The organism is Jiella sp. M17.18, from assembly GCF_041027365.1.
Classification (GTDB): domain Bacteria; phylum Pseudomonadota; class Alphaproteobacteria; order Rhizobiales; family Rhizobiaceae; genus VKMB-3413.
Map to the genome: position 1 here is coordinate 98,085 of NZ_JBFTEH010000010.1, position 19,964 is coordinate 118,048.

Here is a 19,964-nt window from a genome sequence, read left to right on the forward strand (position 1 = left end):
TGGTTCCACCGCGCGCTCCGTGACACCGACCTGCCGAGGAACGCCATGGCCGCCACCCACTCCGCCGACAGCACGCCCGTCGCCATCGGGCAGATCGGCGCCGCCGAAGCCGCGGCCCTGGCCCGAATCACGCCTGTGGTCGAAGCCTCGCTCGACGGCGCCCTCGACGACTTCTACGCGGTGATTCGGGCTCATCCGCAGATGAAGAGCTTCTTTGCCGACGAGCAGCATCTAAAGATGGCGCACGGCAAGCAGCGGGCGCATTGGCAGGCGCTGGCCCGCGGCGCGGTCGATGCGGCCCATGCCGAGCGCACGCGCCGGATCGGCGCGGCGCATGCCCGGATCGGGCTGGAGCCGAAGTTCTTCGTCGCCGGCTATGGCGCGCTGCTCGGCGCGCTGGTCCACAAGGCGACGGTGGCGCTCTGGCCGAAGGGCCTGTTCGGCAAGGGCAAGGCGGAGGACATCGCGGCCTCGCTGGAGGCCCTTGTCCGCGTCGGCCTGATCGACATGGAGCTGTCGATCTCGAACTACCTCGACATCCTGACCCGCGAGGCCGCCCAGAAAAGCCTCGAGGCAGAGAAGGAGCGGGCCGAGGCGGTGCGCAAGGGCGTCATGGGCGAGGTCGGCGCTGCGCTGGAGCGGCTCGCCAAGGGCGACCTCTCGCAGCCGATCACCGCGGACTTCCCGCCGGAATTCCAGACCCTGAAGGACAATTTCAACAAGGCCGTCTCCGCCTTCGGCGAGATGGTCGGCCAGGCGCGCGGCTCGGCCGAGACGGTCGGCAACGGGGCCGGCGAGATCTCGGTCGCCGCCGACGACCTCGCGCGGCGCACCGAACAGCAGGCGGCCAGCCTCGAACAGACGACGGCGGCGCTGCAGGAGCTTTCCGCCACGGTCCAGACCGCCTCGCGGCGCGCCACCCAGGCATCCGAGACGGTGGCGGGCTCGATGCGCGAAGCTCAGGCCGTGGAGGCGATCGTCAAGCAGGCGATCGAGGCCATGGGCCGGATCGAGCAGTCGTCGAACAAGATCGGCATGATCATCGGCGTCATCGACGAGATCGCCTTCCAGACCAACCTGCTCGCGCTGAACGCCGGCGTCGAGGCCGCCCGCGCCGGCGAGGCGGGCAAGGGCTTCGCCGTGGTGGCGCAGGAGGTTCGCGGCCTTGCCCAACGCTCGGCGGAAGCCGCCAAGGAGATCAAGCAGCTGATCACGCAGAGCTCGGAAGAGATCGAGACCGGCGTGGAACTCGTCGCCGGCACCGGCACCGCGCTGGAGAAGATCGTCTCGCGCTCGGGCGAGATCACCGCCAGCGTCTCCGAGATCGCCGCGACCGCGACGCAGCAGGCGAGCGCCATCGCCGAGGTCTCGACGGCGATCGGCCAGATGGACCAGACGACGCAGCAGAACGCCGCCATGGTGGAAGAGGCCGCGGCCGTCTCCGCCGGCCTCAAGGACGCGGCGGCCGAGCTCCTGCAGGCGATGGCGGCGATCCGCACCGCCGCTTCGGCGGCACAGGGCACGGCATCGCAAGGCCCGGCGCGCCAGCGTGCGGCGGCCCTGCAGGCGGGACTTCGCCGCAACGGCATGATCGCGGCGTAAAGCGCGCGAGCCGCAGTCGCAGCCACAAAGGGATGCTGCGACTTTCCGGCCCGCGATGAGTCCGCGGCTTCGGGGCCGCGGCCCGCTCAGAACCTGCGCTTGGGGCGCCGGTCAGGCCGCCATCTGCTCCGGTGCCTTGGCGCCGGTCATCAGCGCGACCGCGTCGTTCATCGTCGCGGTCTTCGGGTCGATGACGCAGAGCCGCCGGCCGAGCCGGTGGATGTGGATCCGGTCGGCGACCTCGAAGACATGCGGCATGTTGTGCGAGATCAGCACGATCGGCAGGCCGCGCGAGCGGACCTCGAGGATGAGGTCCAGCACCTTGCGCGACTCCTTCACGCCGAGCGCGGCTGTCGGCTCGTCGAGCATCAGCACCTTGGAGCCGAAGGCGGCGGCCCGTGCCACCGCGACGCCCTGGCGCTGGCCGCCCGACAGCGTCTCCACCGCCTGGTCGATGTTCTGGATGGTCATCAGGCCGAGGTCGGACAGCTTCTCGCGGGCCATCTTGCGCATCGCCGGCTTGTCCAGCATGCGCAGATACTTGCCGGCGAAGCCCGAGCGGCGGATCTCGCGGCCGAGGAACATGTTGTCGGCGATCGACAGGGCCGGGGAGAGCGCCAGCTGCTGGTAGACGGTCTCGATGCCGGCATCCCGCGCCGCCAGCGGATGCTCGAAGGCGACCGGGGCGCCGTCGAGGGTGATCGAGCCGGAGTCGGGGCGCACCGCGCCGGTCAGCGCCTTGATCATGGTCGACTTGCCGGCGCCGTTGTCGCCGATCACCGCCAGGATCTCGCCGGGATAGAGGTCGAAGTCGCAATGGTCCATCGCGACGACCCGGCCGTAGCGCTTGACGAGGTTGCGGGCGGACAGGATCGGTTGCTTGCCGGACACGGGGCTCATGCCGAGACCTTTCGGATCCACTGGTCGGCCGCGACGGCCGCGATGATGAGGGCGCCGACGGTGAGCCGCGTCCACTGCGGGTCGGTGCCCCAGATCCTGAGGCCCATGGCGAAGACGCCGACGATCAGGGCGCCGACCAGCGTTCCGACCACCGAGCCGCGGCCGCCGAACAGCGAGGTGCCGCCGATGACCACCGCGGTGATCGCCTGGATGTTGGCCTCGTAGCCGGAGGTGGGGGAGATCGAGCCGAGCCTGCCGATGATCGCCCAGCCGGCGAGCGCGCAGACGAAGCCGGCGGCGACGTAGACCGAGATCAGCGTGCCGGAGAGGCTGATGCCCGAGAGCCGTGCGGCGTCCTGGTCGTCGCCGACGGCGTAGACGTGGCGACCCCAGGCGGTGTTGGCGAGGATGTACCAGAACACGGCCACGAGCAGCACCATGAACACCGCGCCATAGGTGAAGATCGCGCCGCCGAAGCGGAAGGTGGTGCCGAGGAACTGTAGGATCGGCGCGCCGGACGAGACGTCCTGCGCCCGGATCGTCTCGTTGGCGGAATAGATGAAGTTCGCCGCCTCGAAGACGAACCAGGTGCCGAGGGTCACGATGAAGGGCGGCAGGCGGACGAGCGCGACGAGGGCGCCGTTGATCAGGCCGCACAGCATGCCGACGCACAGGCCGATGACCAGCGCCAGCGGCCCGGGCAGGCCGTGGGTGATCGCCAGCTGGCCCATGATCACCGAGGACAGGACCATGATCGCGCCGACGGAGAGGTCGATGCCGGCGGTGAGGATCACCAGCGTCTGGGCGATGCCGACGATGCCGACGATCGTCACCTGCTGCAGGATCAGGGTCATCGTCAGCGGATTGAAGAAGCGGCTTCCGACGACGACGCCGAAGAAGATGATGGCTGCGGCCAGCACGATCACCGGCACCAGCGTCGGATTGCCGTGCAGGACGTGCTGCAGCCCGCCGAGCGCGCTGCGATGGCCGGTGAAGCTCGCGACGCTCGCGTCGCTCTTCGACAGGTCCGCCTCGAAGTCCTCGCCCGTCCGGCGCGACCGGGCCGGGGGTGCCGTTTCCGTCGGCTGGCTCATCGTCTTCCTCCTCCCGAGGCGGCCATGGCATTCAGATACACTGGAGCGACGGGCGAAACTCCGTCCGTCGCCTGCGGCGGCCGCGCATCAATCGTGCCGGCCGCCCTCACGCGTCCCGGCCGGGCGGCCTCCGCCGCCTCTCTGCCGGTGCTGTCTGTCGATCAGCCCCAGCAGGCCTTGGCGCCGTAGGCCGTGTCCTTCGACGGCACGCCGTCCACCGGCTTATCGGTGATGAGATCGACGCCGGTGTTGGTGAAGTCGAGGCCTTCGGTCTTCTTCGGCTTTTCGCCGGTCTTGACGTAGTGGGCGATCGCCTCGACGCCGAGCGCCGCCATCTTCAGCGGATACTGCATCGAGGTCGCGCCGATGATGCCTTCCTTGACGTTCTGGACGCCCGGGCAGCCGCCGTCGATCGAGACCAGCAGCGTGTCGGAGTCCTTGCCGAGCGACTTCAGCGTCTGGTAGGCGCCGGCCGCCGCCGGCTCGTTGATCGTGTAGACGACGTTGATGTTCGGATCCTTCTGCAGAAGGTTCTCCATCGCCTGCCGGCCGCCTTCCTCGTTGCCGTTGGTGATGTCGTGGCCGGAGATGCGCGGGTCGTTCTCGTCGCCGATGACGTTCTTGTTCTTCACGTCGATGCCGAAGCCCTGCATGAAGCCCTGGTCGCGCATGACGTCGACCGAGGGCTGCGCCGGGATCAGGTCGAGGAAGGCGATATGGGCGTCCTTCGCCTTGTCGCCGAGCGTGCCCTTGGCCCACTGGCCGATCAGCTTGCCGGCCTCGAAATTGTCGGTGGCGAAGGTGGCGTCGGCCGTGTCGATCGGATCGAAGGCGGTGTCGAGCGCGATCACCAGGAGGCCGGCGTCGCGCGCCTTCTTGATGATCGGGACCTCGCCCTTGGTGTCGACAGGCGTGATCAGGATGCCCTTCGCCCGGCCGGCGATGCAGCTCTCGATCGCCGCGACCTGGCTCTCGACATCGCCGTCGATGCGCCCGGCATAGGACTGCAGGTTGATGCCGAGTTCCTTCGCCTTGGCCTCCGCGCCCTCCTTCATCTTGACGAAGAACGGGTTGGTGTCGGTCTTGGTGATCAGGCAGACGGTGTCGCCGCCGGACTGGGCGAAAGCGGGCGCGGCAAAGGCGGTCATGGCGGCCAGCGCCGAGGATGCGAGCAGCGTACGGAATGTCACGTGTAGTCCTCCCAGAACTGTTCTCCCGCCGGCGCACAGGCGTGCCGCCGCTGCGGGTGGGGCGGCCTCCACACCGTCCCGACGAAGCCGATCGAACACCAGCGGCGACCGCTTGTCAACGTATGTAAATCAAAAGGATTTATTTATTGACGTCACCGCCGATCATCAGCCACTCTGCCTTGGCCCGGCAGCCGGCGTCAAATCCTCTGGCGTCCTTGCAGGCGAGGCTTTACCGGGTCCCCGCGAGGGAGAATGCGATGGACCACATGACAGCGGCGGATGCCGACGGCGACGATTTTCCGGGGGAAAGCCGCATGCGCGGCTCCAACCAGTCCTCCCTGCGCAGCCACAACAAGCGCGCCGTGCTGACGCTGATCCGCCGGCACGGCCACCTCGCCAAGGCGGACATCGCGCGGCGGACGGGCCTTTCGCCGCAGACGGCGTCGGTGATCATGCGGGCGCTGGAGAAGGAGGAGCTCGTCCTGCGCGGCAAGCCGCGCCGCGGCCGCGTCGGCCAGCCTTCGGTCCCGATGCGGCTGAACCCGGACGGCGCGTTCTCGCTCGGGCTGAAGATCGGCCGCCGCTCCGTCGAACTGGTGCTGATGGATTTCGTCGGCGCGATCCGTGCGCGCGAGCGCGAGACCTACGGCTTCCCCCAAGTCCAGCCGATCCTCGACTTCGTGAAGGCCGCCGAGACGCGCGTCAGCGCGGCGCTGCCGGAGAATCTGAGGCCCCGCATCGCCGGTCTCGGCGTCGCCATGCCGTTCGAACTGTGGTCCTGGGCCGAGGAGATCGGCGCCGCTCCGGAGGCGATGGAGGCCTGGCGCACGCTCGACATCGTCGCGGCCCTCGCCGATCTCACCGATCTCACCGGCCGCTCGATCCATCTCGCCAACGACGCGACCGCGGCCTGCGCGGCGGAAAACGTCTTCGGCACCGACCGCTCGTCGGACTTCGTCTATTTCTATGTCGGTGCCTTCGCGGGGGGCGGCATCGTCATGAACGGCGACCTCGTCCAGGGGCGCACGGGCAATGCCGGCGCGCTCGGCTCGATGCCGATCCCTTCCGCCGACGGCGGCATCGACCAGCTGATCAACTTCGCCTCGATCCACGTCCTCGAAAAGATGATCGAGGCGGAGGGCGGCGATCCGCTGGACCTGTGGCGCGACGAGGCCCCCTGGGGCACGTTCCGGCCGGCGGTCGAGCGTTGGCTGGAGATCGCGGCGAAAGGGCTCGCCTTCGCGATCGTCGCGGCGAGCTCGGTCTACGACTTCGAATGCGCCATGGTCGACGGCAGCTTTCCGCCGCAGGTGCGCGAGGGCCTGGTGGCGGCTACCGAGCGCGCGCTCGGCCGGCTGAAGCGGCAGGGCCTGTCGCCGATCGCCGTTCGGGCCGGCACGATCGGCGCCTCGGCGCGCGAGATCGGCGCGGCCAGCCTGCCCTTCTTCGCGCATTATCTCCTCGATCACCGCGTCCTCCTGACCGACGGCGGATGAGCCGCGGCGGTTCCTGCTTCGGGTGACGCCGCCGGCCGGAGCGCTTGCGTGCGGTGTGCAGAACCCACGAGCGGGCCGGGGCGTTCAGCCTGCAAAAGAGGAGGCAGCCGCATGCAGGTCCGCAGGATCGTCACCAATATCGCGACAGACAGACCGGGGGAGGCGAAGCGGTTCTACGGCGACGTGCTCGGCCTCGACCTTCTGATGGATTTCGGGTGGATCGCCACCTATGGGTCGCGGCAGGCGGCACCGGTCCAGATCAGCTTCGCCGCTGAGGGCGGTTCCGGCGCGCCGGTCCCCGACCTTTCGATCGAGGTGGACGATCTCGGCGCAGCGCGCGATCGGATGGCGGCGGCGGGCTTCGCCGTCGAATACGGCCCGGCGGAGGAGCCGTGGGGCGTCCGGCGCTTCTTCGTCCGCGACCCGTTCGGCCGCTTGGTCAACATCCTCTGCCACCAGCGGGGTTCCGGCACCGCAACCGGCGGCACCGAGACCGCATGAGGATCGCGACCTTCAACGTCAACGGCATCAACGGCCGCCTGCCCGTCCTCTTGCGCTGGCTGGACGAGGCGAGGCCCGACGTCGTCTGCCTGCAGGAGCTGAAGGCGCCGGACGGAAAGTTTCCCGCTGCCGCGATCGAGAAGGCCGGCTACCGCGCGATCTGGCACGGGCAGCCCCGCTGGAACGGCGTCGCGATCCTCGCCCGCGAAGGCGAGCCGCTGGAGACGCGGCGCGGCCTGCCGGGGGATCCGGAGGATGCGCAGAGCCGCTATCTCGAAGCGGCCGTCCGCGGCGTCCTGATCGGCTGCCTCTACGTCCCCAACGGCAATCCGGCGCCGGGGTCGAAATTCGACTACAAGCTCCGCTGGCTGGAGCGGCTGCGGGCCCATGCGCGAGCGCTTCTCGACGCCGGCGCCCCGGTCGTGCTCGCCGGCGATTACAACGTCATGCCGGCCGACATCGACGTCTACAAGCCGGAGCGCTGGCAGGACGACGCGCTGTTCCGCTCGGAGGTCCGGGCGGCGTTCGCGGCGCTCCTCGCCGACGGCTGGACGGACGCGATCCGGACGCTGCATCCGGAGGAGCGGATCTACACCTTCTGGGACTATTTCCGGAATGCTTTCGGCCGCGACGCCGGGCTGAGGATCGACCACCTGCTCCTGAGCCCTTCGATCCGCGACCGGCTCGCCGCCGGCGGCGTCGACCGGACAGTTCGCGGCTTCGACAAGGCCAGCGATCACGCCCCGGCATGGATCGAACTGGCCGAGCCCGGCATTGCCCCTGCGGCAGACCGGCGAACCACGCGCCGGCGCAAGCCGAAGGAGGGATGAGATGGCAGACGGCGACCGCTTCGACCTCGACCGCTTCGTCACGGCGCAGGACGGCATCTACCGGACGGCGCTGGCGGAACTGCGGGCCGGCCGCAAGGAGAGCCACTGGATGTGGTTCGTCTTCCCGCAGTTGCGTGGGCTGGGGCGCTCCTCAACCGCCCAGTACTACGGCATCGTCTCGCTAGAGGAGGCGCGGGCCTATCTCGCCCATCCCGTTCTCGGGCCCCGCCTGATCGAGGCCACCGACGCGGTTCTCGGCGTGACGGGCCGGTCGTTGCAGGAAATCTTCGGCTCGCCCGACGACCTGAAATTCCACTCGTCGATGACGCTGTTCCGGCAGGCATCGGGCGGGGAGGAGACGGCGTTCCGAAACGCTCTCGAACGCTACTGCGACGGCAGGGAGGATGCCGGCACCCTCAAGTTGCTTGGACTTGCAACCCAGTAATTCTGGGTGAATTGCGTCGGAGCGTAAAGAGGGCTTACTATCAAAAGCGGCGTCATCACGGCGATTTGCTTCGGTTTGCTGGCAGGTTCTTAGGGGATGGTGAAGGATTGGGGGCTATCCCCGGTCCATGTTCATGCAACGCCTCCAGCACGATGCCGGCACCGAGCCGCTGTCGCACCAGACTGAGCAGGAGATGGCGACGCTTCTGACCAAGAATCGCGCCGCCGTCGTTGCCGTCACGCTGGCCCAGGCCGCCGTCGCCGTCCCGGCTGCTGTCCAGGCGGGGGGCGGCCTGCTCGTCGTCCTCGCCGTTCTCGGGCCGGTCGTCGGTCTCGGGCGGCTCGCAACCTTGAGCGCCCCGATGCAGGCCCGCGCTCTGCGCGACCCGCGCTGGGGCGAACAGGTCTATGCGGCCGGGAGCTTCGTCTTCGCGGCGATCGTCGGCATCACGTCCGCGCTCATCCTGCTGCAGCCCGATTCCTCGGCGCAGATCGTCGGCGTCGCGCTGGTCTACGCTTATTGCGCCGGGGTCGTCGCGCGCCTTTCGGTTCGCCCCTGGATCTGCAAGGGAAGCCTGCTGCTGGCCAACCTGCCGTTCGCCCTCGCGCTGGCGACGCAGTGGGAGCCCGCCTATGTCGGCGTGGTGCTGCTGTCGGTCATCATGCTCGCCGGCAGCCTGGAGACCATCCATCACGTTCACGGCTATGTCGGCCGCGGCCTCGAACTGCAGCGGCGCCTTTCGGATCTGGCCAGGCGGGACCGCCTGACGCAGCTGCCGAACCGCCTCGCGCTGGAGAGCCATCTGCGCGAGGCGCTGCAGCGGCGGGCGCCCGGCGAAGTCGTCGCGGTCCACTTTCTCGATCTCGACCACTTCAAGGAAGCCAACGACCAGTTCGGTCACGGGGCGGGCGACGACGTCCTGCGGATCGTCGGGGAACGGCTGCTGGGGCTGGTGCGCATGAGCGATGTCGTCGCGCGCTTCGGCGGCGACGAGTTCGTCGTCTTGCAGCCGCGGCTCACGGATCGGAGCGAGGCGGAACGTCTGGCGGCCCGGATCGTGCGCTCCCTGGAGGAGCCGATCGCGGTCGGCGGCCGGGTGATCCGCATCGGCACGACGGTGGGCATCGCCTTCGCCCCGGATGACGCGAATGATCCCGGCACGCTCGTCGACAAGGCAGATGCCGCTCTCTACGCCGCGAAGCGGAGCCACAGGGGATCGATCGGCTTTGCCGGGACGGCGGTTCTCGCCGCCGCCGAGTAAGTCGCCCGGCGGCCTGCCGACCCGGGCGAGCTCTCGCGTTCGGCTCAGTGCAGCGCCTTCTCCAGCTCGCGCTTCGACATCTTCGAGCGGCCGGAGATGTCCTGCTTCTTCGCCTCGTCGTAGAGTTCCGCCTTGGTCTTCTGCGAGCCGCCGCCCGAGCCCTTGCCGCCCGTGGCTTCCCGTTTCGTGCGGTCCTGCGCCTTCTTGCCTTCCTTTTCGGCCTCGGCGGTCTCGCCCTTTCGCTCCTTCGCCTTGGTGCGGGAGAGGTTCTCCCTGTTCTTCTTCGGGCTTTCCTGATTGGTCGCGCCCGCTTCGTGCAGGGCGATCGCGACCGCCTGCTTCTGGCTCTTCACCTTCGGACCGTCGCCGTTGATGCGAAGCTCGCCGTGCTTGTATTCGTGCATCACGCGCGAGACGGTTTCCTTCTGCTTATTCGACTGCTTGGCCATGGCCGATCTCCGTTTCCTCTTTTCGCGGAAACGTCGAAGGGCGCGGGAAGTTCTGGGAAGTCCCGGCGCCGGGCGCGAAGTTGCATCCGCGCCGGCGGCAGGACGCTTCAGCGCCGCCGCCGTGGCGCCATCAGGCTGTTCAGCAGCCGGGATCGAGCGAGACGGCCGGCCGATCCAGCACTTCCCTGAGGGCGAAGGAGGTGTTGATCCGCACGACATGCGGAAAGGCCGACAGATGCGTCTTGTGGATGCGCTCGAAGTCGGCGAGGTCGCGCGCCACGACCCGGAGAAGATAGTCGTATTCGCCGGACATCAGGAAGCAGACGAGGACGTTCGGACAGCGCCGCACCGCCGCCTCGAATTCGGAGAGCTGGCGCTCGCTCTGGCCGGACAGGCCGATATGCACCATCACCGTGATCGGGTGGCCGAGCGCCCGGTTCGACAGGCGGGCGTGATAGCCGGCGATCGCGCCCGCCGCCTCCAGCCGGTCGAGCCGGCGCGAGCAGGCCGAAGGCGAGAGGCCGACCTTTTCCGCCAGCGCGTTGTTCGACAGCCGGCCCTCGCGCTCCAGGGCGCGCATGATGGCGATGTCGAAACGGTCGAGCGGCTCCATGCGCGGGATTTTTGCCTGACGCGGCTAGGCCGCGCAAGATGCTTGCGCACCAGCGTCCAGAAGAGGGGCAGCGCGCGAGGACTTTGCGCCGGCCCCGTCGTCTCCTCCAGGCTCTCGCCTGCTCTCGGAGGAAGCTCATGCGCGTCGGATGCCCCAAGGAAATCAAGAACCACGAATACCGCGTCGGACTGACCCCGGCGGCGGCCCGCGAATATGTCGCGCATGGCCACGAGGTGCTGGTCGAGACCGGCGCCGGCGCCGGCATCGACGCCTCGGACGAGGCCTATGCCGCCGCGGGCGCGAAGGTCGTCGGCAACGCGGGCGAGATCTTCTCGCGCGCCGACATGGTGGTGAAGGTCAAGGAGCCGCAGCCGGCCGAATGGGCGCAGCTGCGCGAGGGGCAGATCCTCTATACCTATCTGCATCTGGCGCCGGATCCGAAGCAGACCGAGGGGCTGATCGCCTCCGGCGTCACCGCCGTCGCCTATGAGACCGTGACCGACGCGCGCGGCGGCCTGCCGCTGCTCGCGCCGATGTCCGAGGTCGCCGGCCGGCTGTCGATCCAGGCGGCGGCGCATGCGCTGGAAAAGGCCTATGGCGGGCGCGGCGTGCTGCTCGGCGGCGTGCCGGGCGTTGCGCCGGGCCGAGTGGTGATTCTCGGCGGCGGCGTCGTCGGCAAGGAGGCGGCGAAGATGGCGATCGGCCTCGGCGCTGACGTCACCATCCTCGACCGCTCGATCCCGCGGCTGCGCGAGCTCGACGACCTCTTCGCCGGCCGGGTCGAGACCCGCTACTCCACGCCGACGGCGGTCGAGGAGGCGGTATTCTCCGCCGATGCGGTGATTGGCGCGGTGCTGATCCCCGGCGCCTCGGCACCGAAGCTGGTGACGCGGAAGATGCTGTCCGGCATGAAGAAGGGCGCCGTCCTCGTCGACGTCGCGATCGACCAGGGCGGCTGCTTCGAGACTTCGCATGCGACGACCCATGCCGAGCCGACCTTCGAGGTGGACGGAGTCGTGCACTACTGCGTCGCCAACATGCCGGGCGCCGTGCCGATCACCTCGGCGCATGCCCTGAACAACGCGACGCTCCCCTTCGGTCTGGCGCTCGCCGACCGCGGCCTGGAGGCGCTGAAGGCAGATCCGCATCTGCTGGCCGGCCTCAACGTCCACCGCGGCCATGTCACCAACCGCGCCGTGGCGCAGTCGCTGGGGCGCGAGATGGTGGACGCGCGGGAAGCGATCTCCGGCTGACGCGCCGGGCGCGGTCTCAGCCCCGCGCGCTGACGATCTGCCGCTGGCGCTCCCGCAGCGCCGCGGCCTTGTCCTCGGTCAGCGTCGCCGCGCAGTGCGGGCAGGCGACGCCCTCCTCGTAGAGCGGCGAGGCGCGATCCGCCTCCGACAGCGGCGCGCCGCAGCCGTAGCAGGCGCTCCACCCGGTGGCGGCAAGCCCGTGACCGACGGCGACGCGGCCGTCGAAGACGTAGCAGTCGCCCTGCCAGCGGCTCTCCTCCGCCGGCACCTCCTCCAGATATTTCAGGATGCCGCCCTTGAGGTGGTAGACCGTCTCGAACCCCGCCGCGAGCATGAAGGCCGAAGCCTTCTCGCAGCGGATGCCGCCGGTGCAGAACATCGCCACCTTGCGGTGGCGCGCCGGGTCGAGGTGTCCGGCGACGTAGTCCTTGAATGCGGTGAAGCTGTCGATGCCGGGGTCGACAGCGCGCGCGAAGCTGCCGACCTTGGTCTCGTAGACGTTGCGGGTGTCGAGCACGAGCACGTCCGGATCGTCGATGACGGCGTTCCAGTCGGCGGGGGCGACATAGGTGCCGACCCGGGCGCTCGGATCGGCCTCCGCCGCGCGCATGGTGATGATCTCCGGCCGGATGCGCACCTTCATCCGCGCGAACGGCCAGCCCGAAGCGCCGGAGAACTTGATCTCGCCCGGCGGCAGGGCGAAGCGGCGATCGAGTTCGCCGGCCAGCGCGTCGACTTCCGCCGGAGTGCCGGCGACGGTGCCGTTGACGCCTTCGGGCGCGATCAGGATGGTGCCGCGCAGCGACCTCTCGCGGCAGAAGGCGAGGAGGTCGTCCCGCAGGCGCGGCAGGTCGTGGAGCGGCAGGAAGCGGTAGAAGGCGGCGACGGTGAGCGGCATCGCCGTGACATAGCGAGCCGCCGCCGCACTGACAATTCGCAAGGCGCAGGGCGCGGACGGCATTGGCTTTTCCCGCGGGAGCGCTTGCGCGGGGCCAGACGCTCATGAACAATGCGGGCTGAGGGGACGGGCTCTCCGGACAAGGATCGCAGGCGGGATGAGCGGGCTGAGAGACGGCATCGGCGAACGGATCGCGCGCAGCCCGGCGCTCACCCCTGCGGCCGCGGACGCGTCGGCGTGAGCGGTTTCGGCGAGCCTCTTCGCCGGGTCTCCGGCACGCGGGAGCCTGCCGTGCTCGTCACCGTCGCGAAGGCCCTGGGCTCGACGCCGCGCGAGGCGGGGGCGCGGATGCTGGTGACGGCCGCCGATGTCGCCGGCACGATCGGCGGCGGCCGGCTGGAATTCGACGCGATCGCCCGGGCCCGCGACATGATCGTCGGCGACGCGCCATCATCTTCGATGGACGTGCCGCTCGGCCCCGAGATCGGCCAGTGCTGCGGCGGCCGGGTGCTGCTCACGCTGGAGCGCGTGGATGCCGCCTTGCTGGACCGGCTGGAGAGCGAGGCGGCGGCCGAGATGGCGCGGCAGCCGGGCGTCCTCGTCTTCGGCGCCGGCCATACCGGCCGGGCGCTTGCCGCCGCGCTGGCGCCGCTCCCGCTGACCGTGCGGCTGGTCGACAGCCGACCGGAGACGCTGGAGGGCCTGCCGCCGGCCGTGGCGACGATTGCCGCCGCCATGCCCGAGGCCGAAGTGGCCAAGGCGCAGCCCGGCAGCGCCTTCGTCGTCATGACCCACGACCACGCCCTCGACTTCCTGATCACCGCGGCGGCGCTCGCCCGCTCCGACGCCGCCTATGTCGGCATGATCGGCTCGGCGACGAAGCGCGAGCGCTTTCGCCGCCATCTGGCCGAGGCGGGGCGGGAAGCGGACATTGCGCGCCTCGTCCTGCCGATCGGCGGAGCGGCCCTGCGCGACAAGCGCCCGACGGTGATCGCCGCGCTGACTGCCGCGGAAATCGCCACATGCCTCTTTTCGGATCAGGCGGAAAAGCTGCCGGCTCGCTTGGCAGCCGGCATTTCCCAATGCCATAGTGGTCCGGAAGACTCGGAAGGGGTACCACCACCGCAATGACGCCGCGCCTGCAGCTCTCGGGGATCACCAAGCGCTTTCCCGGCGTCGTCGCGAACGATGCGGTGTCCTTTTCCGTGGCGCCCGGCGAGATCCACGCGCTGCTGGGCGAGAACGGCGCGGGCAAGTCGACCCTCGTCAAGATCATCTACGGCGTGCAGCGCGCCGACGAGGGCGGTCTCGCCTTCGACGGCAGGCCGGTAGAGATCCATTCGCCGAAGGAGGCGCGGGCGCTCGGCATCGGCATGGTGTTCCAGCACTTCTCGCTGTTCGAGGCGATGACGGTGCTGGAGAACATCGCGCTCGGCATGGACGATCCGCCGCCGCGGCGCGAACTGGAGGGCCGGGTCCGCGAGGTGCTGAACACCTACGACCTCGCGCTCGACCCGCATCGCGACGTCCATACGCTGTCGGTCGGCGAGCGCCAGCGCATCGAGATCGTCCGCGCCCTCCTGCAGAAGCCGAAGCTCCTGATCATGGACGAGCCGACCTCGGTGCTGACGCCGCAGGAGGTGGAGAAGCTGTTCGAGACGCTGCGCCGGCTCGCCTCCGAAGGCTGCTCGATCCTCTACATCTCGCACAAGCTGCACGAGATCAAAGCGCTGTGCGAGACCGCCACCATCCTCCGCGGCGGCAAGGTCGTCGCGACCTGCGACCCGCGCGAGGAATCCACCCGCGCGATGGCCGAGCTGATGATCGGTGGCAGCCTGAAAGACCTCACCGGCAAGGATGCCGCGCTGACCGGCGCGGCCCGGCTGACGGTCGCCGGCCTGTCGGCGCCGGGCGAGCCGCCCTTCGGCACGGCGCTGAAGGACATCTCCTTCAACGTCCGCGCCGGCGAGTGCTTCGGCATCGCGGGCGTCGCCGGCAACGGCCAGAACGAGCTCCTCTCGGTCATCTCCGGCGAGCGCCGGGACGGCGTGTCCGGCACTATTGCAATCGACGGCAAGCCGATCACCGGCCTCTCCGTCACAGGCCGGCGCGCGGCAGGGCTCGCGAGCGTCCCGGAAGAGCGCAACGGCCATGCCGCCGTGCCGGCGATGTCGCTCGCCGAGAACGCCATCCTCTCCGCCCGCTCGCGCATGGGGCTCGTCGGCGGCGGCATCATCCGCAGCGGCGCCGCCAGGCGCTATGCGGCGAAGGTGATCGAGGCCTTTTCGGTCAAGGCGACCGGCCCCGGCGCTGCGGCGAAGAGCCTTTCCGGCGGCAATCTGCAGAAATTCGTCATGGGCCGCGAGATCATGCAGGACCCCTCGGTGCTCGTCGTCTCGCAGCCGACCTGGGGCGTCGACGCCGGTGCCGCGGCCTTTATCCGCCAGGCGATGATCGACCTCGCCGCCAGGGGCGCGGCGATCCTGGTGGTCAGCCAGGATCTCGACGAGCTTCTGGAGATGTGCGACCGGATCGCGGTGATCAACACGGGGCGCCTGTCCGAGCCGATGGACGTCAAGGGCATTTCGATCGAGCGCGTCGGTCTGCTGATGGGCGGCGTCCACGGCGCCCATGCCGGCGGCGACGCGGCGGAGAAGGCGGCCTGATGGGCTGGAAGCTGGAGCCGCGGCGCGAGGAAAGCCGCGCGATGATGCTGGCCGCGCCGGTCATCGCCGTCGTGGCGACGCTCATTGCCGGCGCCATCGTCTTCACCCTCCTCGGCGAGAACGGGCCGGGCGCTGTCTACCAGATCTTCGTCGCCCCGCTCCTCAGCCTCAACCGCTGGCAGGACCTCCTGGTCAAGGCGGCGCCGCTGGCGATCATCGCCGTCGGCCTGTCGGTCGGCTTCCGCGCCAATATCTGGAACATCGGCGCCGAGGGCCAGTACATCCTCGGCGGCCTCGCCGGCACCGGCGTCGCGCTGCAGACGCTCGACCTGGAGGGCGGCTGGATCCTGCCGCTGATGATCCTCGCCGGCGTGCTCGGCGGGATGGCCTGGGCCGCCGTCCCGGCATTCCTCAAGACGCGGCTGAACGTCAACGAGATCCTGTCGAGCCTGATGCTCAACTACGTGGCGATCCAGCTGCTCTACTATCTGATGCGCGGGCCCTGGAAGGATCCGGAAGGCTTCAACTTCCCGCAGACGGCGATGTTCTCGGCCGACCAGACGCTGCCGATGGCGGTGCCGGGCACGCTGATCCACATCGGCGTGCCGATCGCCGCCGCACTCGGGCTGACGGCGTGGTTCCTGATGGTCCGCTCGATCACCGGCTTCCAGATCCGCGTCATCGGCCTTGCCCCGGACGCGGCGCGCTACGGCGGCTTCCGCCAGGCCTCGACGATGTGGCTGGCGATGCTCGTCGGCGGCGGCATGGCGGGGCTCGCGGGCGTCCTGGAAGCGGCCGGACCCTTCGGCCAGATGGTCCCGCAGTTTCCGACGGGCTACGGCTATACCGCGATCATCGTCGCCTTCCTCGGCCGGCTGAACCCGCTCGGCATCCTCCTCGCCGCGCTCGTCCTGGCGCTGACCTATGTCGGCGGCGAGAGCGCCCAGACGGTGATCGGCCTGCCGGCGGCGGCCACCGGCGTCTTCCAGGCGATGATGCTGTTCTTCCTGCTCGCGACCGACATGCTGGTGCGCTACCGCCTGACGCGGACGACGCCGGCGCCGGCGCGGACGGCCCCGGCCGCCGCGGCCGGCGAGCCCTCCGCCGGATCCGGCCGCCCCGGCGAGCCACCGCCTCCCGCCGGCGACCGCATCCAGCGCGAAAGAACCGAGGCAGCCGCCCTATGACCGTCCCGCTCGCCGTCGCCATCGTGATGAGCATCGCCGCGGCGGCGACGCCGCTGCTGATCGCCGCGCTCGGCGAACTCGTGGTGGAGAAGTCCGGCGTCCTGAATCTCGGCGTCGAGGGCATGATGCTGATCGGCGCGGTCACCGGATTTGCCGTCAGCTACACGACCGGCGTGCCGGCCCTCGGCGCCGTCGCGGCGATGGCGGCCGGTGCGCTCGCGGCGCTGATCTTCGGCGTGCTGACGCTCACCCTGATGGCGAACCAGGTGGCGACGGGTCTCGCGCTGACGATCTTCGGCACCGGCATATCGGCGCTCCTCGGCGCGCCTTACGTCGGCATTACCACCGCCGTGCTCGGCCCGATCTTCCCGGCCGCGCTCGCCGATCATCCCGTCCTGAAGGTGGTGTTCGGCTACTCGCCGCTGGTCTATGTCGGCCTCGCCCTGACGGTCGCGGTGTGGTGGTTCCTGAAGCACAGCCGCGCCGGCCTGATCCTGCGCGCGGTCGGCGAATCCGACGAGGCGGCGCATGCGATCGGCTATCCCGTCCTCAAGGTCCGCTATCTCGCGGTGCTGTTCGGCGGCGCCATGGCGGGGCTCGCCGGCTGCTACTACTCGCTGGTGCTGACGCCGATGTGGGCCGAGCGGCTGACCGCGGGCCGCGGCTGGATCGCCATCGCCCTCGTCGTCTTCGCCTCCTGGCGGCCGGGCTGGGTGCTGATCGGCGCCTATCTCTTCGGCGCCGTGATGACGCTGGAACTGCAGTCCAAGGCCGCCGGCTTCAGTTTCTTCGCGCCGGAGCTTCTGGCGAGCCTTCCCTATCTCGCGACCATCGTCGTCCTCGCCATCATCTCCGCCGGCCGCAAGAGCGCGAAGACGGCCGCCCCCGCCTGTCTCGGCCGCCCGTTCCGGGCGAGCACCTGATCCCGACACCGAACCATCCCGAAGGAGTTTTCCCGATGTTCGAAACCAACCGCCGCGGCCTCCTGACCGGCGCCGCCTCGCTCGCCGCCGTCTCCGTCGTCGGCTTTCCCGCCTATGCCAAGATCGGCGGGAAGAAGGACAAGGTGAAGGCGGCTTTCGTCTATGTCGGCCCGGTCGGCGACTACGGCTATTCCTTCGCCCAGGACCAGGGCCGCAAGTATCTGGAGCAGAAGCTCGGCGACAAGGTTTCGACCAACTATGTCGAGAACGTCTCGGAAGGTCCGGACGCCGAGCGCGTCATCCGGCAGCTGGCGCAGGCCGGCAACGACATCGTCTTCACCACGTCCTTCGGCTTCATGAACCCGACGCTGAAGGTCGCGAGGCAGTTTCCGAACGTCGCCTTCGACCATGCCACCGGCTACAAGACCGCCAAGAACATGGGGAACTACAATTCGCGCTTCTACCAGGGGCGCGCCGTTCTCGGCACCATCGCCGGCATGATGTCGAAGACCGGCAAGGGCGGCTATGTCGCCTCCTTCCCGATCCCGGAAGTGGTGATGGGCATCGACGCCTTCACGCTCGCCGCCCGGGCGGTCAATCCGAAGTTCACGACGCAGGTCGTCTGGGTGAACTCCTGGTACGATCCGGCCAAGGAGGCGGAAGCCGCCAAGGCGCTCCTGTCGCAGGGCGTCGACGTGATCAGCCAGCACACCGACTCGCCGGCGCCGCTGCAGGCGGCCGAGCAGGCCGGCGTCATCGCCTTCGGCCAGGCCTGGGACATGACGAAGTTCGCGCCGAAGTCGCAGATGACGGCGATCGTCGACCATTGGGGTCCGTACTATGTCGACGAGGTGAACCGGCTTTTGGCCGGCGACTGGAAGCCGCGCTCGGTCTGGTGGGGCATGAAGGAGGACATCCTGGAGATGGCTCCGTGGAACCCCAGAATGCCCGAGGACGTGCAGAAGGCGGCGCAGAAGATCGTCGACGAGACCAAGGCCGGCACCTACGACGTCTTCACCGGGCCGATCAAGGACAAGTCCGGCAAGCTGCGCGTCAAGGACGGCGTGAAGATCCCGGACGAGGAGCTTCTGAAGCTCGACTGGTATGTCGAGGGCGTCCAGGGCGTCTGATCCGGCGCGGCGGCGGCCGGGTATCCGGACCGCCCGTCGCCAGCCCCGAATGAGCAGCGGAAATCCGGAACGGCCGGCGGGGCAGGCATGCCTCCGCCGGCCGTGCCGCGTCAGGACGGCATCGGCTCCATCAGGCCGAACACCGCAACGAGGGTGATCGCCGCGGTGCCGAGGCCGATTTCGGCGAGGGTGATCGTCCGGATCGTTTGCAGCGAGCGCTCGGGATCCTGCCGCAGGCGCGGGACGATGGCGTAGCGGTTCAGGATCGCGAGGAGCGCCATCGCGACGACGAGGACGATCTTGACCGACAGCAGCACCTGGTAGGGCGCCGCGCGGTCGAGCGGCAGCCCGCCGAGGATCAGCCAGCTGTTCAGCAGTCCGGTGAGGAAGATGAGCGCGACGGCCGCATGACCGGCCTCGGAAAACCGCCGGAGCGCTACGACCGCGTCGCCGCGGCAGGCGGGATCGCCGAGACGCCTCAGGATCAGGAGCAGCGGCACGAGCGCGCCGAGCCAGGCGCCGGCGGAGAGGAGATGCAGCGCCTCGTTCGCCTTGTGGAGCGCGCCGAGCCAGCCTTCGTGCATCTGCGCATGCCCGGTGAGCGTCAGTGCCGCGAGCGCCAGCGCCGAGGCTGCGGCAGTGCCGGCGGGCGCGAGGCGGCTCGGCAAGGCGAGCGTTGCGACGAGCAGCAGGACGGCGGCGGCTTCGGCCGCCCAGGCGGCCCCGACGCTGGTCTCGAACAGCACCGCGCCAAGCATGCTGCCGCTCAGCGCGTCGCGCCAGCCGTCGCCGATCATCGCCGTCTGGCAGGGCAGGGCCAGCGCCGTCGCCGCGAGGACGACCGCGATTGCGGCCCGGCGCGCCGGACCGAGCCCGGCCGCAATGCGCATCGACAGATCCCGCGGCACCAGCGCCGCGAGAAAGGCGGAGCCGCCCCACAGGCCGAGAAGCGCGACGTCGCGGACGAGCCGCTCCGCCGCCAGAACCGCCTCCGGGCCGATCAGGGCTTCACCGTGAAGCGGTAGCTGCCGCTGGACTTGTGGCCGTCGGTCGACAGAGCGTGCCACTGGACGGTGTAGGTGCCGGCCTCGAGCTGGTCGATGATCGGCACGGCCAGCGTCGTGTCGGTGCCGGGGGCGAACCGCTCCCTGCCCGTCGCCATGACCTTCTTGTGCGGCCCGGTGAGTATCACGCCGGTGAAGCTGAGATTCAGCCCCTCGGTGAAGGTCAGGTCGAGCTGCGAGGGCGGCATCTCGAGGGTCGCGTCCTGCGCGGGCGTCGCGAACTTCAAGTGCGCATGGGCGAAGGCCGGAGCGGCGAGGAGCGTCGAGGCGACGAGCGCCAGTGCGATGGTCTTCGATCGGATCATGGATCTTCCTTTCCTGATGATGGTGGATGGCTTTTCCGGATGGCGCAGGCCGTCGGCACTACCGTGGCGCGCGAGGGCGTCAGGAGACCGCGCAGGACCGCTTGCCGCGCGCGAAAGGTGGCGGAGCAGGGCGCGCGGATGGCGGTACCCTGCGGAT

General features: G+C 69.6%; 20 protein-coding genes. 12 read left to right on the forward strand and 8 right to left on the reverse strand.

Translation table 11 applies throughout. The features are described 5' to 3' along the window. The first annotated feature begins 45 nt into the window (after positions 1-45). Positions 46-1,602: a methyl-accepting chemotaxis protein gene (locus tag AB5S17_RS17845; RefSeq protein ID WP_369241854.1), complete on the forward strand. Its 1,557-nt coding sequence runs from the start codon at positions 46-48 to the stop codon at positions 1,600-1,602. A gap of 111 nt (positions 1,603-1,713) precedes the next feature. Here AB5S17_RS17845 and AB5S17_RS17850 read toward each other — a convergent pair whose 3' ends face one another. The 3 genes from AB5S17_RS17850 to AB5S17_RS17860 all read right to left on the reverse strand — a co-directional run bounded on the left by AB5S17_RS17850 (position 1,714) and on the right by AB5S17_RS17860 (position 4,744). Then, entirely contained in the window at positions 1,714-2,502 is a 789-nt protein-coding gene (locus AB5S17_RS17850) for an ATP-binding cassette domain-containing protein (protein ID WP_369241856.1), read from the reverse strand. Next, positions 2,499-3,596, reverse strand: coding sequence for an ABC transporter permease (locus AB5S17_RS17855; protein WP_369241858.1), 1,098 nt, complete (start codon positions 3,594-3,596; stop codon positions 2,499-2,501). The genes AB5S17_RS17850 and AB5S17_RS17855 overlap by 4 nt, the downstream gene beginning before the upstream one ends. A 161-nt stretch (positions 3,597-3,757) precedes the next feature. Next, positions 3,758-4,744: a sugar ABC transporter substrate-binding protein gene (locus AB5S17_RS17860; protein ID WP_369242032.1), complete on the reverse strand. Its 987-nt coding sequence runs from the start codon at positions 4,742-4,744 to the stop codon at positions 3,758-3,760. A gap of 299 nt (positions 4,745-5,043) precedes the next feature. On the opposite strand from AB5S17_RS17860, the gene AB5S17_RS17865 reads away from it, so the two are divergent. The 5 genes from AB5S17_RS17865 (at position 5,044) to AB5S17_RS17885 (ending at position 9,319) form a co-directional block, all read left to right on the forward strand. Next, the gene (locus AB5S17_RS17865) at positions 5,044-6,282 is read left to right on the forward strand and encodes an ROK family transcriptional regulator (RefSeq protein ID WP_369241860.1); all 1,239 of its coding nucleotides are present in this window, start codon (positions 5,044-5,046) and stop codon (positions 6,280-6,282) included. A 111-nt stretch (positions 6,283-6,393) separates the two neighbouring features. After that, positions 6,394-6,783, forward strand: a complete 390-nt coding sequence (locus AB5S17_RS17870) for a VOC family protein (protein ID WP_369241862.1) — start codon at positions 6,394-6,396, stop codon at positions 6,781-6,783. After that, the gene (xth, locus tag AB5S17_RS17875) at positions 6,780-7,613 is read left to right on the forward strand and encodes an exodeoxyribonuclease III (RefSeq protein ID WP_369241864.1); all 834 of its coding nucleotides are present in this window, start codon (positions 6,780-6,782) and stop codon (positions 7,611-7,613) included. The genes AB5S17_RS17870 and xth overlap by 4 nt, the downstream gene beginning before the upstream one ends. 1 nt (position 7,614) lies before the next feature. Then, positions 7,615-8,058, forward strand: coding sequence for a DUF1810 domain-containing protein (locus AB5S17_RS17880; protein ID WP_369241866.1), 444 nt, complete (start codon positions 7,615-7,617; stop codon positions 8,056-8,058). Between the two features lie 127 nt (positions 8,059-8,185). Then, entirely contained in the window at positions 8,186-9,319 is a 1,134-nt protein-coding gene (locus AB5S17_RS17885; protein ID WP_369241868.1) for a diguanylate cyclase, read from the forward strand. A gap of 44 nt (positions 9,320-9,363) precedes the next feature. Here AB5S17_RS17885 and AB5S17_RS17890 read toward each other — a convergent pair whose 3' ends face one another. Both AB5S17_RS17890 and AB5S17_RS17895 read right to left on the reverse strand, forming a co-directional pair. Next, positions 9,364-9,768, reverse strand: a complete 405-nt coding sequence (locus AB5S17_RS17890) for a DUF6496 domain-containing protein (RefSeq protein ID WP_369241870.1) — start codon at positions 9,766-9,768, stop codon at positions 9,364-9,366. 139 nt (positions 9,769-9,907) lie between these two features. After that, complete coding sequence (locus AB5S17_RS17895) at positions 9,908-10,381, reverse strand: Lrp/AsnC family transcriptional regulator (RefSeq protein ID WP_369241872.1); 474 nt, start codon at positions 10,379-10,381, stop codon at positions 9,908-9,910. A gap of 137 nt (positions 10,382-10,518) precedes the next feature. Here AB5S17_RS17895 and ald point away from each other — a divergent pair, with 137 nt between their 5' ends. Next, the gene (gene ald, locus AB5S17_RS17900) at positions 10,519-11,634 is read left to right on the forward strand and encodes an alanine dehydrogenase (protein ID WP_369241874.1); all 1,116 of its coding nucleotides are present in this window, start codon (positions 10,519-10,521) and stop codon (positions 11,632-11,634) included. Between the two features lie 16 nt (positions 11,635-11,650). On the opposite strand, the gene AB5S17_RS17905 is transcribed toward ald, so the two are convergent. Continuing rightward, the gene (locus tag AB5S17_RS17905; RefSeq protein ID WP_369241876.1) at positions 11,651-12,595 is read right to left on the reverse strand and encodes a rhodanese-related sulfurtransferase; all 945 of its coding nucleotides are present in this window, start codon (positions 12,593-12,595) and stop codon (positions 11,651-11,653) included. A gap of 174 nt (positions 12,596-12,769) precedes the next feature. Here AB5S17_RS17905 and xdhC point away from each other — a divergent pair, with 174 nt between their 5' ends. The 5 genes from xdhC to AB5S17_RS17930 are packed head-to-tail and all read left to right on the forward strand — an operon-like array spanning position 12,770 to position 18,438. Further along, positions 12,770-13,663 (forward strand): xanthine dehydrogenase accessory protein XdhC, encoded by an 894-nt coding sequence (gene xdhC / locus AB5S17_RS17910; protein ID WP_369241878.1) that lies wholly within the window; start codon positions 12,770-12,772, stop codon positions 13,661-13,663. Beyond that, the gene (locus AB5S17_RS17915) at positions 13,660-15,198 is read left to right on the forward strand and encodes an ABC transporter ATP-binding protein (RefSeq protein ID WP_369241880.1); all 1,539 of its coding nucleotides are present in this window, start codon (positions 13,660-13,662) and stop codon (positions 15,196-15,198) included. Before xdhC ends, AB5S17_RS17915 begins: the two co-directional genes overlap by 4 nt. Continuing rightward, entirely contained in the window at positions 15,198-16,385 is a 1,188-nt protein-coding gene (locus tag AB5S17_RS17920) for an ABC transporter permease (protein WP_369241882.1), read from the forward strand. The genes AB5S17_RS17915 and AB5S17_RS17920 overlap by 1 nt, the downstream gene beginning before the upstream one ends. Next, positions 16,382-17,308: an ABC transporter permease gene (locus AB5S17_RS17925; protein WP_369241884.1), complete on the forward strand. Its 927-nt coding sequence runs from the start codon at positions 16,382-16,384 to the stop codon at positions 17,306-17,308. Before AB5S17_RS17920 ends, AB5S17_RS17925 begins: the two co-directional genes overlap by 4 nt. A gap of 35 nt (positions 17,309-17,343) precedes the next feature. After that, positions 17,344-18,438: a BMP family ABC transporter substrate-binding protein gene (locus tag AB5S17_RS17930; protein ID WP_369241886.1), complete on the forward strand. Its 1,095-nt coding sequence runs from the start codon at positions 17,344-17,346 to the stop codon at positions 18,436-18,438. A 110-nt stretch (positions 18,439-18,548) separates the two neighbouring features. On the opposite strand, the gene copD is transcribed toward AB5S17_RS17930, so the two are convergent. Together copD and copC are read right to left on the reverse strand one after the other, a co-directional pair. Next, entirely contained in the window at positions 18,549-19,505 is a 957-nt protein-coding gene (gene copD, locus AB5S17_RS17935; RefSeq protein WP_369241888.1) for a copper homeostasis membrane protein CopD, read from the reverse strand. Next, positions 19,439-19,807 (reverse strand): copper homeostasis periplasmic binding protein CopC, encoded by a 369-nt coding sequence (gene copC, locus AB5S17_RS17940; RefSeq protein WP_369241890.1) that lies wholly within the window; start codon positions 19,805-19,807, stop codon positions 19,439-19,441. Before copC ends, copD begins: the two co-directional genes overlap by 67 nt. Positions 19,808-19,964: the final 157 nt, after the last annotated feature.

Excerpts from the sequence above, each read along its gene's own strand:
- AB5S17_RS17845 (WP_369241854.1), top strand. The coding sequence starts at position 46 with ATGGCCGCCACCCACTCCGCCGACAGCACGCCCGTCGCCATCGGGCAG.
- AB5S17_RS17850 (WP_369241856.1), bottom strand. The coding sequence starts at position 2,502 with ATGAGCCCCGTGTCCGGCAAGCAACCGATCCTGTCCGCCCGCAACCTC.
- AB5S17_RS17855 (WP_369241858.1), bottom strand. The coding sequence starts at position 3,596 with ATGAGCCAGCCGACGGAAACGGCACCCCCGGCCCGGTCGCGCCGGACG.
- AB5S17_RS17860 (WP_369242032.1), bottom strand. The coding sequence starts at position 4,744 with ATGACCGCCTTTGCCGCGCCCGCTTTCGCCCAGTCCGGCGGCGACACC.
- AB5S17_RS17865 (WP_369241860.1), top strand. The coding sequence starts at position 5,044 with ATGGACCACATGACAGCGGCGGATGCCGACGGCGACGATTTTCCGGGG.
- AB5S17_RS17870 (WP_369241862.1), top strand. The coding sequence starts at position 6,394 with ATGCAGGTCCGCAGGATCGTCACCAATATCGCGACAGACAGACCGGGG.
- xth (WP_369241864.1), top strand. The coding sequence starts at position 6,780 with ATGAGGATCGCGACCTTCAACGTCAACGGCATCAACGGCCGCCTGCCC.
- AB5S17_RS17880 (WP_369241866.1), top strand. The coding sequence starts at position 7,615 with ATGGCAGACGGCGACCGCTTCGACCTCGACCGCTTCGTCACGGCGCAG.
- AB5S17_RS17885 (WP_369241868.1), top strand. The coding sequence starts at position 8,186 with ATGTTCATGCAACGCCTCCAGCACGATGCCGGCACCGAGCCGCTGTCG.
- AB5S17_RS17890 (WP_369241870.1), bottom strand. The coding sequence starts at position 9,768 with ATGGCCAAGCAGTCGAATAAGCAGAAGGAAACCGTCTCGCGCGTGATG.
- AB5S17_RS17895 (WP_369241872.1), bottom strand. The coding sequence starts at position 10,381 with ATGGAGCCGCTCGACCGTTTCGACATCGCCATCATGCGCGCCCTGGAG.
- ald (WP_369241874.1), top strand. The coding sequence starts at position 10,519 with ATGCGCGTCGGATGCCCCAAGGAAATCAAGAACCACGAATACCGCGTC.
- AB5S17_RS17905 (WP_369241876.1), bottom strand. The coding sequence starts at position 12,595 with ATGCCGTCCGCGCCCTGCGCCTTGCGAATTGTCAGTGCGGCGGCGGCT.
- AB5S17_RS17915 (WP_369241880.1), top strand. The coding sequence starts at position 13,660 with ATGACGCCGCGCCTGCAGCTCTCGGGGATCACCAAGCGCTTTCCCGGC.
- AB5S17_RS17920 (WP_369241882.1), top strand. The coding sequence starts at position 15,198 with ATGGGCTGGAAGCTGGAGCCGCGGCGCGAGGAAAGCCGCGCGATGATG.
- AB5S17_RS17925 (WP_369241884.1), top strand. The coding sequence starts at position 16,382 with ATGACCGTCCCGCTCGCCGTCGCCATCGTGATGAGCATCGCCGCGGCG.
- AB5S17_RS17930 (WP_369241886.1), top strand. The coding sequence starts at position 17,344 with ATGTTCGAAACCAACCGCCGCGGCCTCCTGACCGGCGCCGCCTCGCTC.
- copC (WP_369241890.1), bottom strand. The coding sequence starts at position 19,807 with ATGATCCGATCGAAGACCATCGCACTGGCGCTCGTCGCCTCGACGCTC.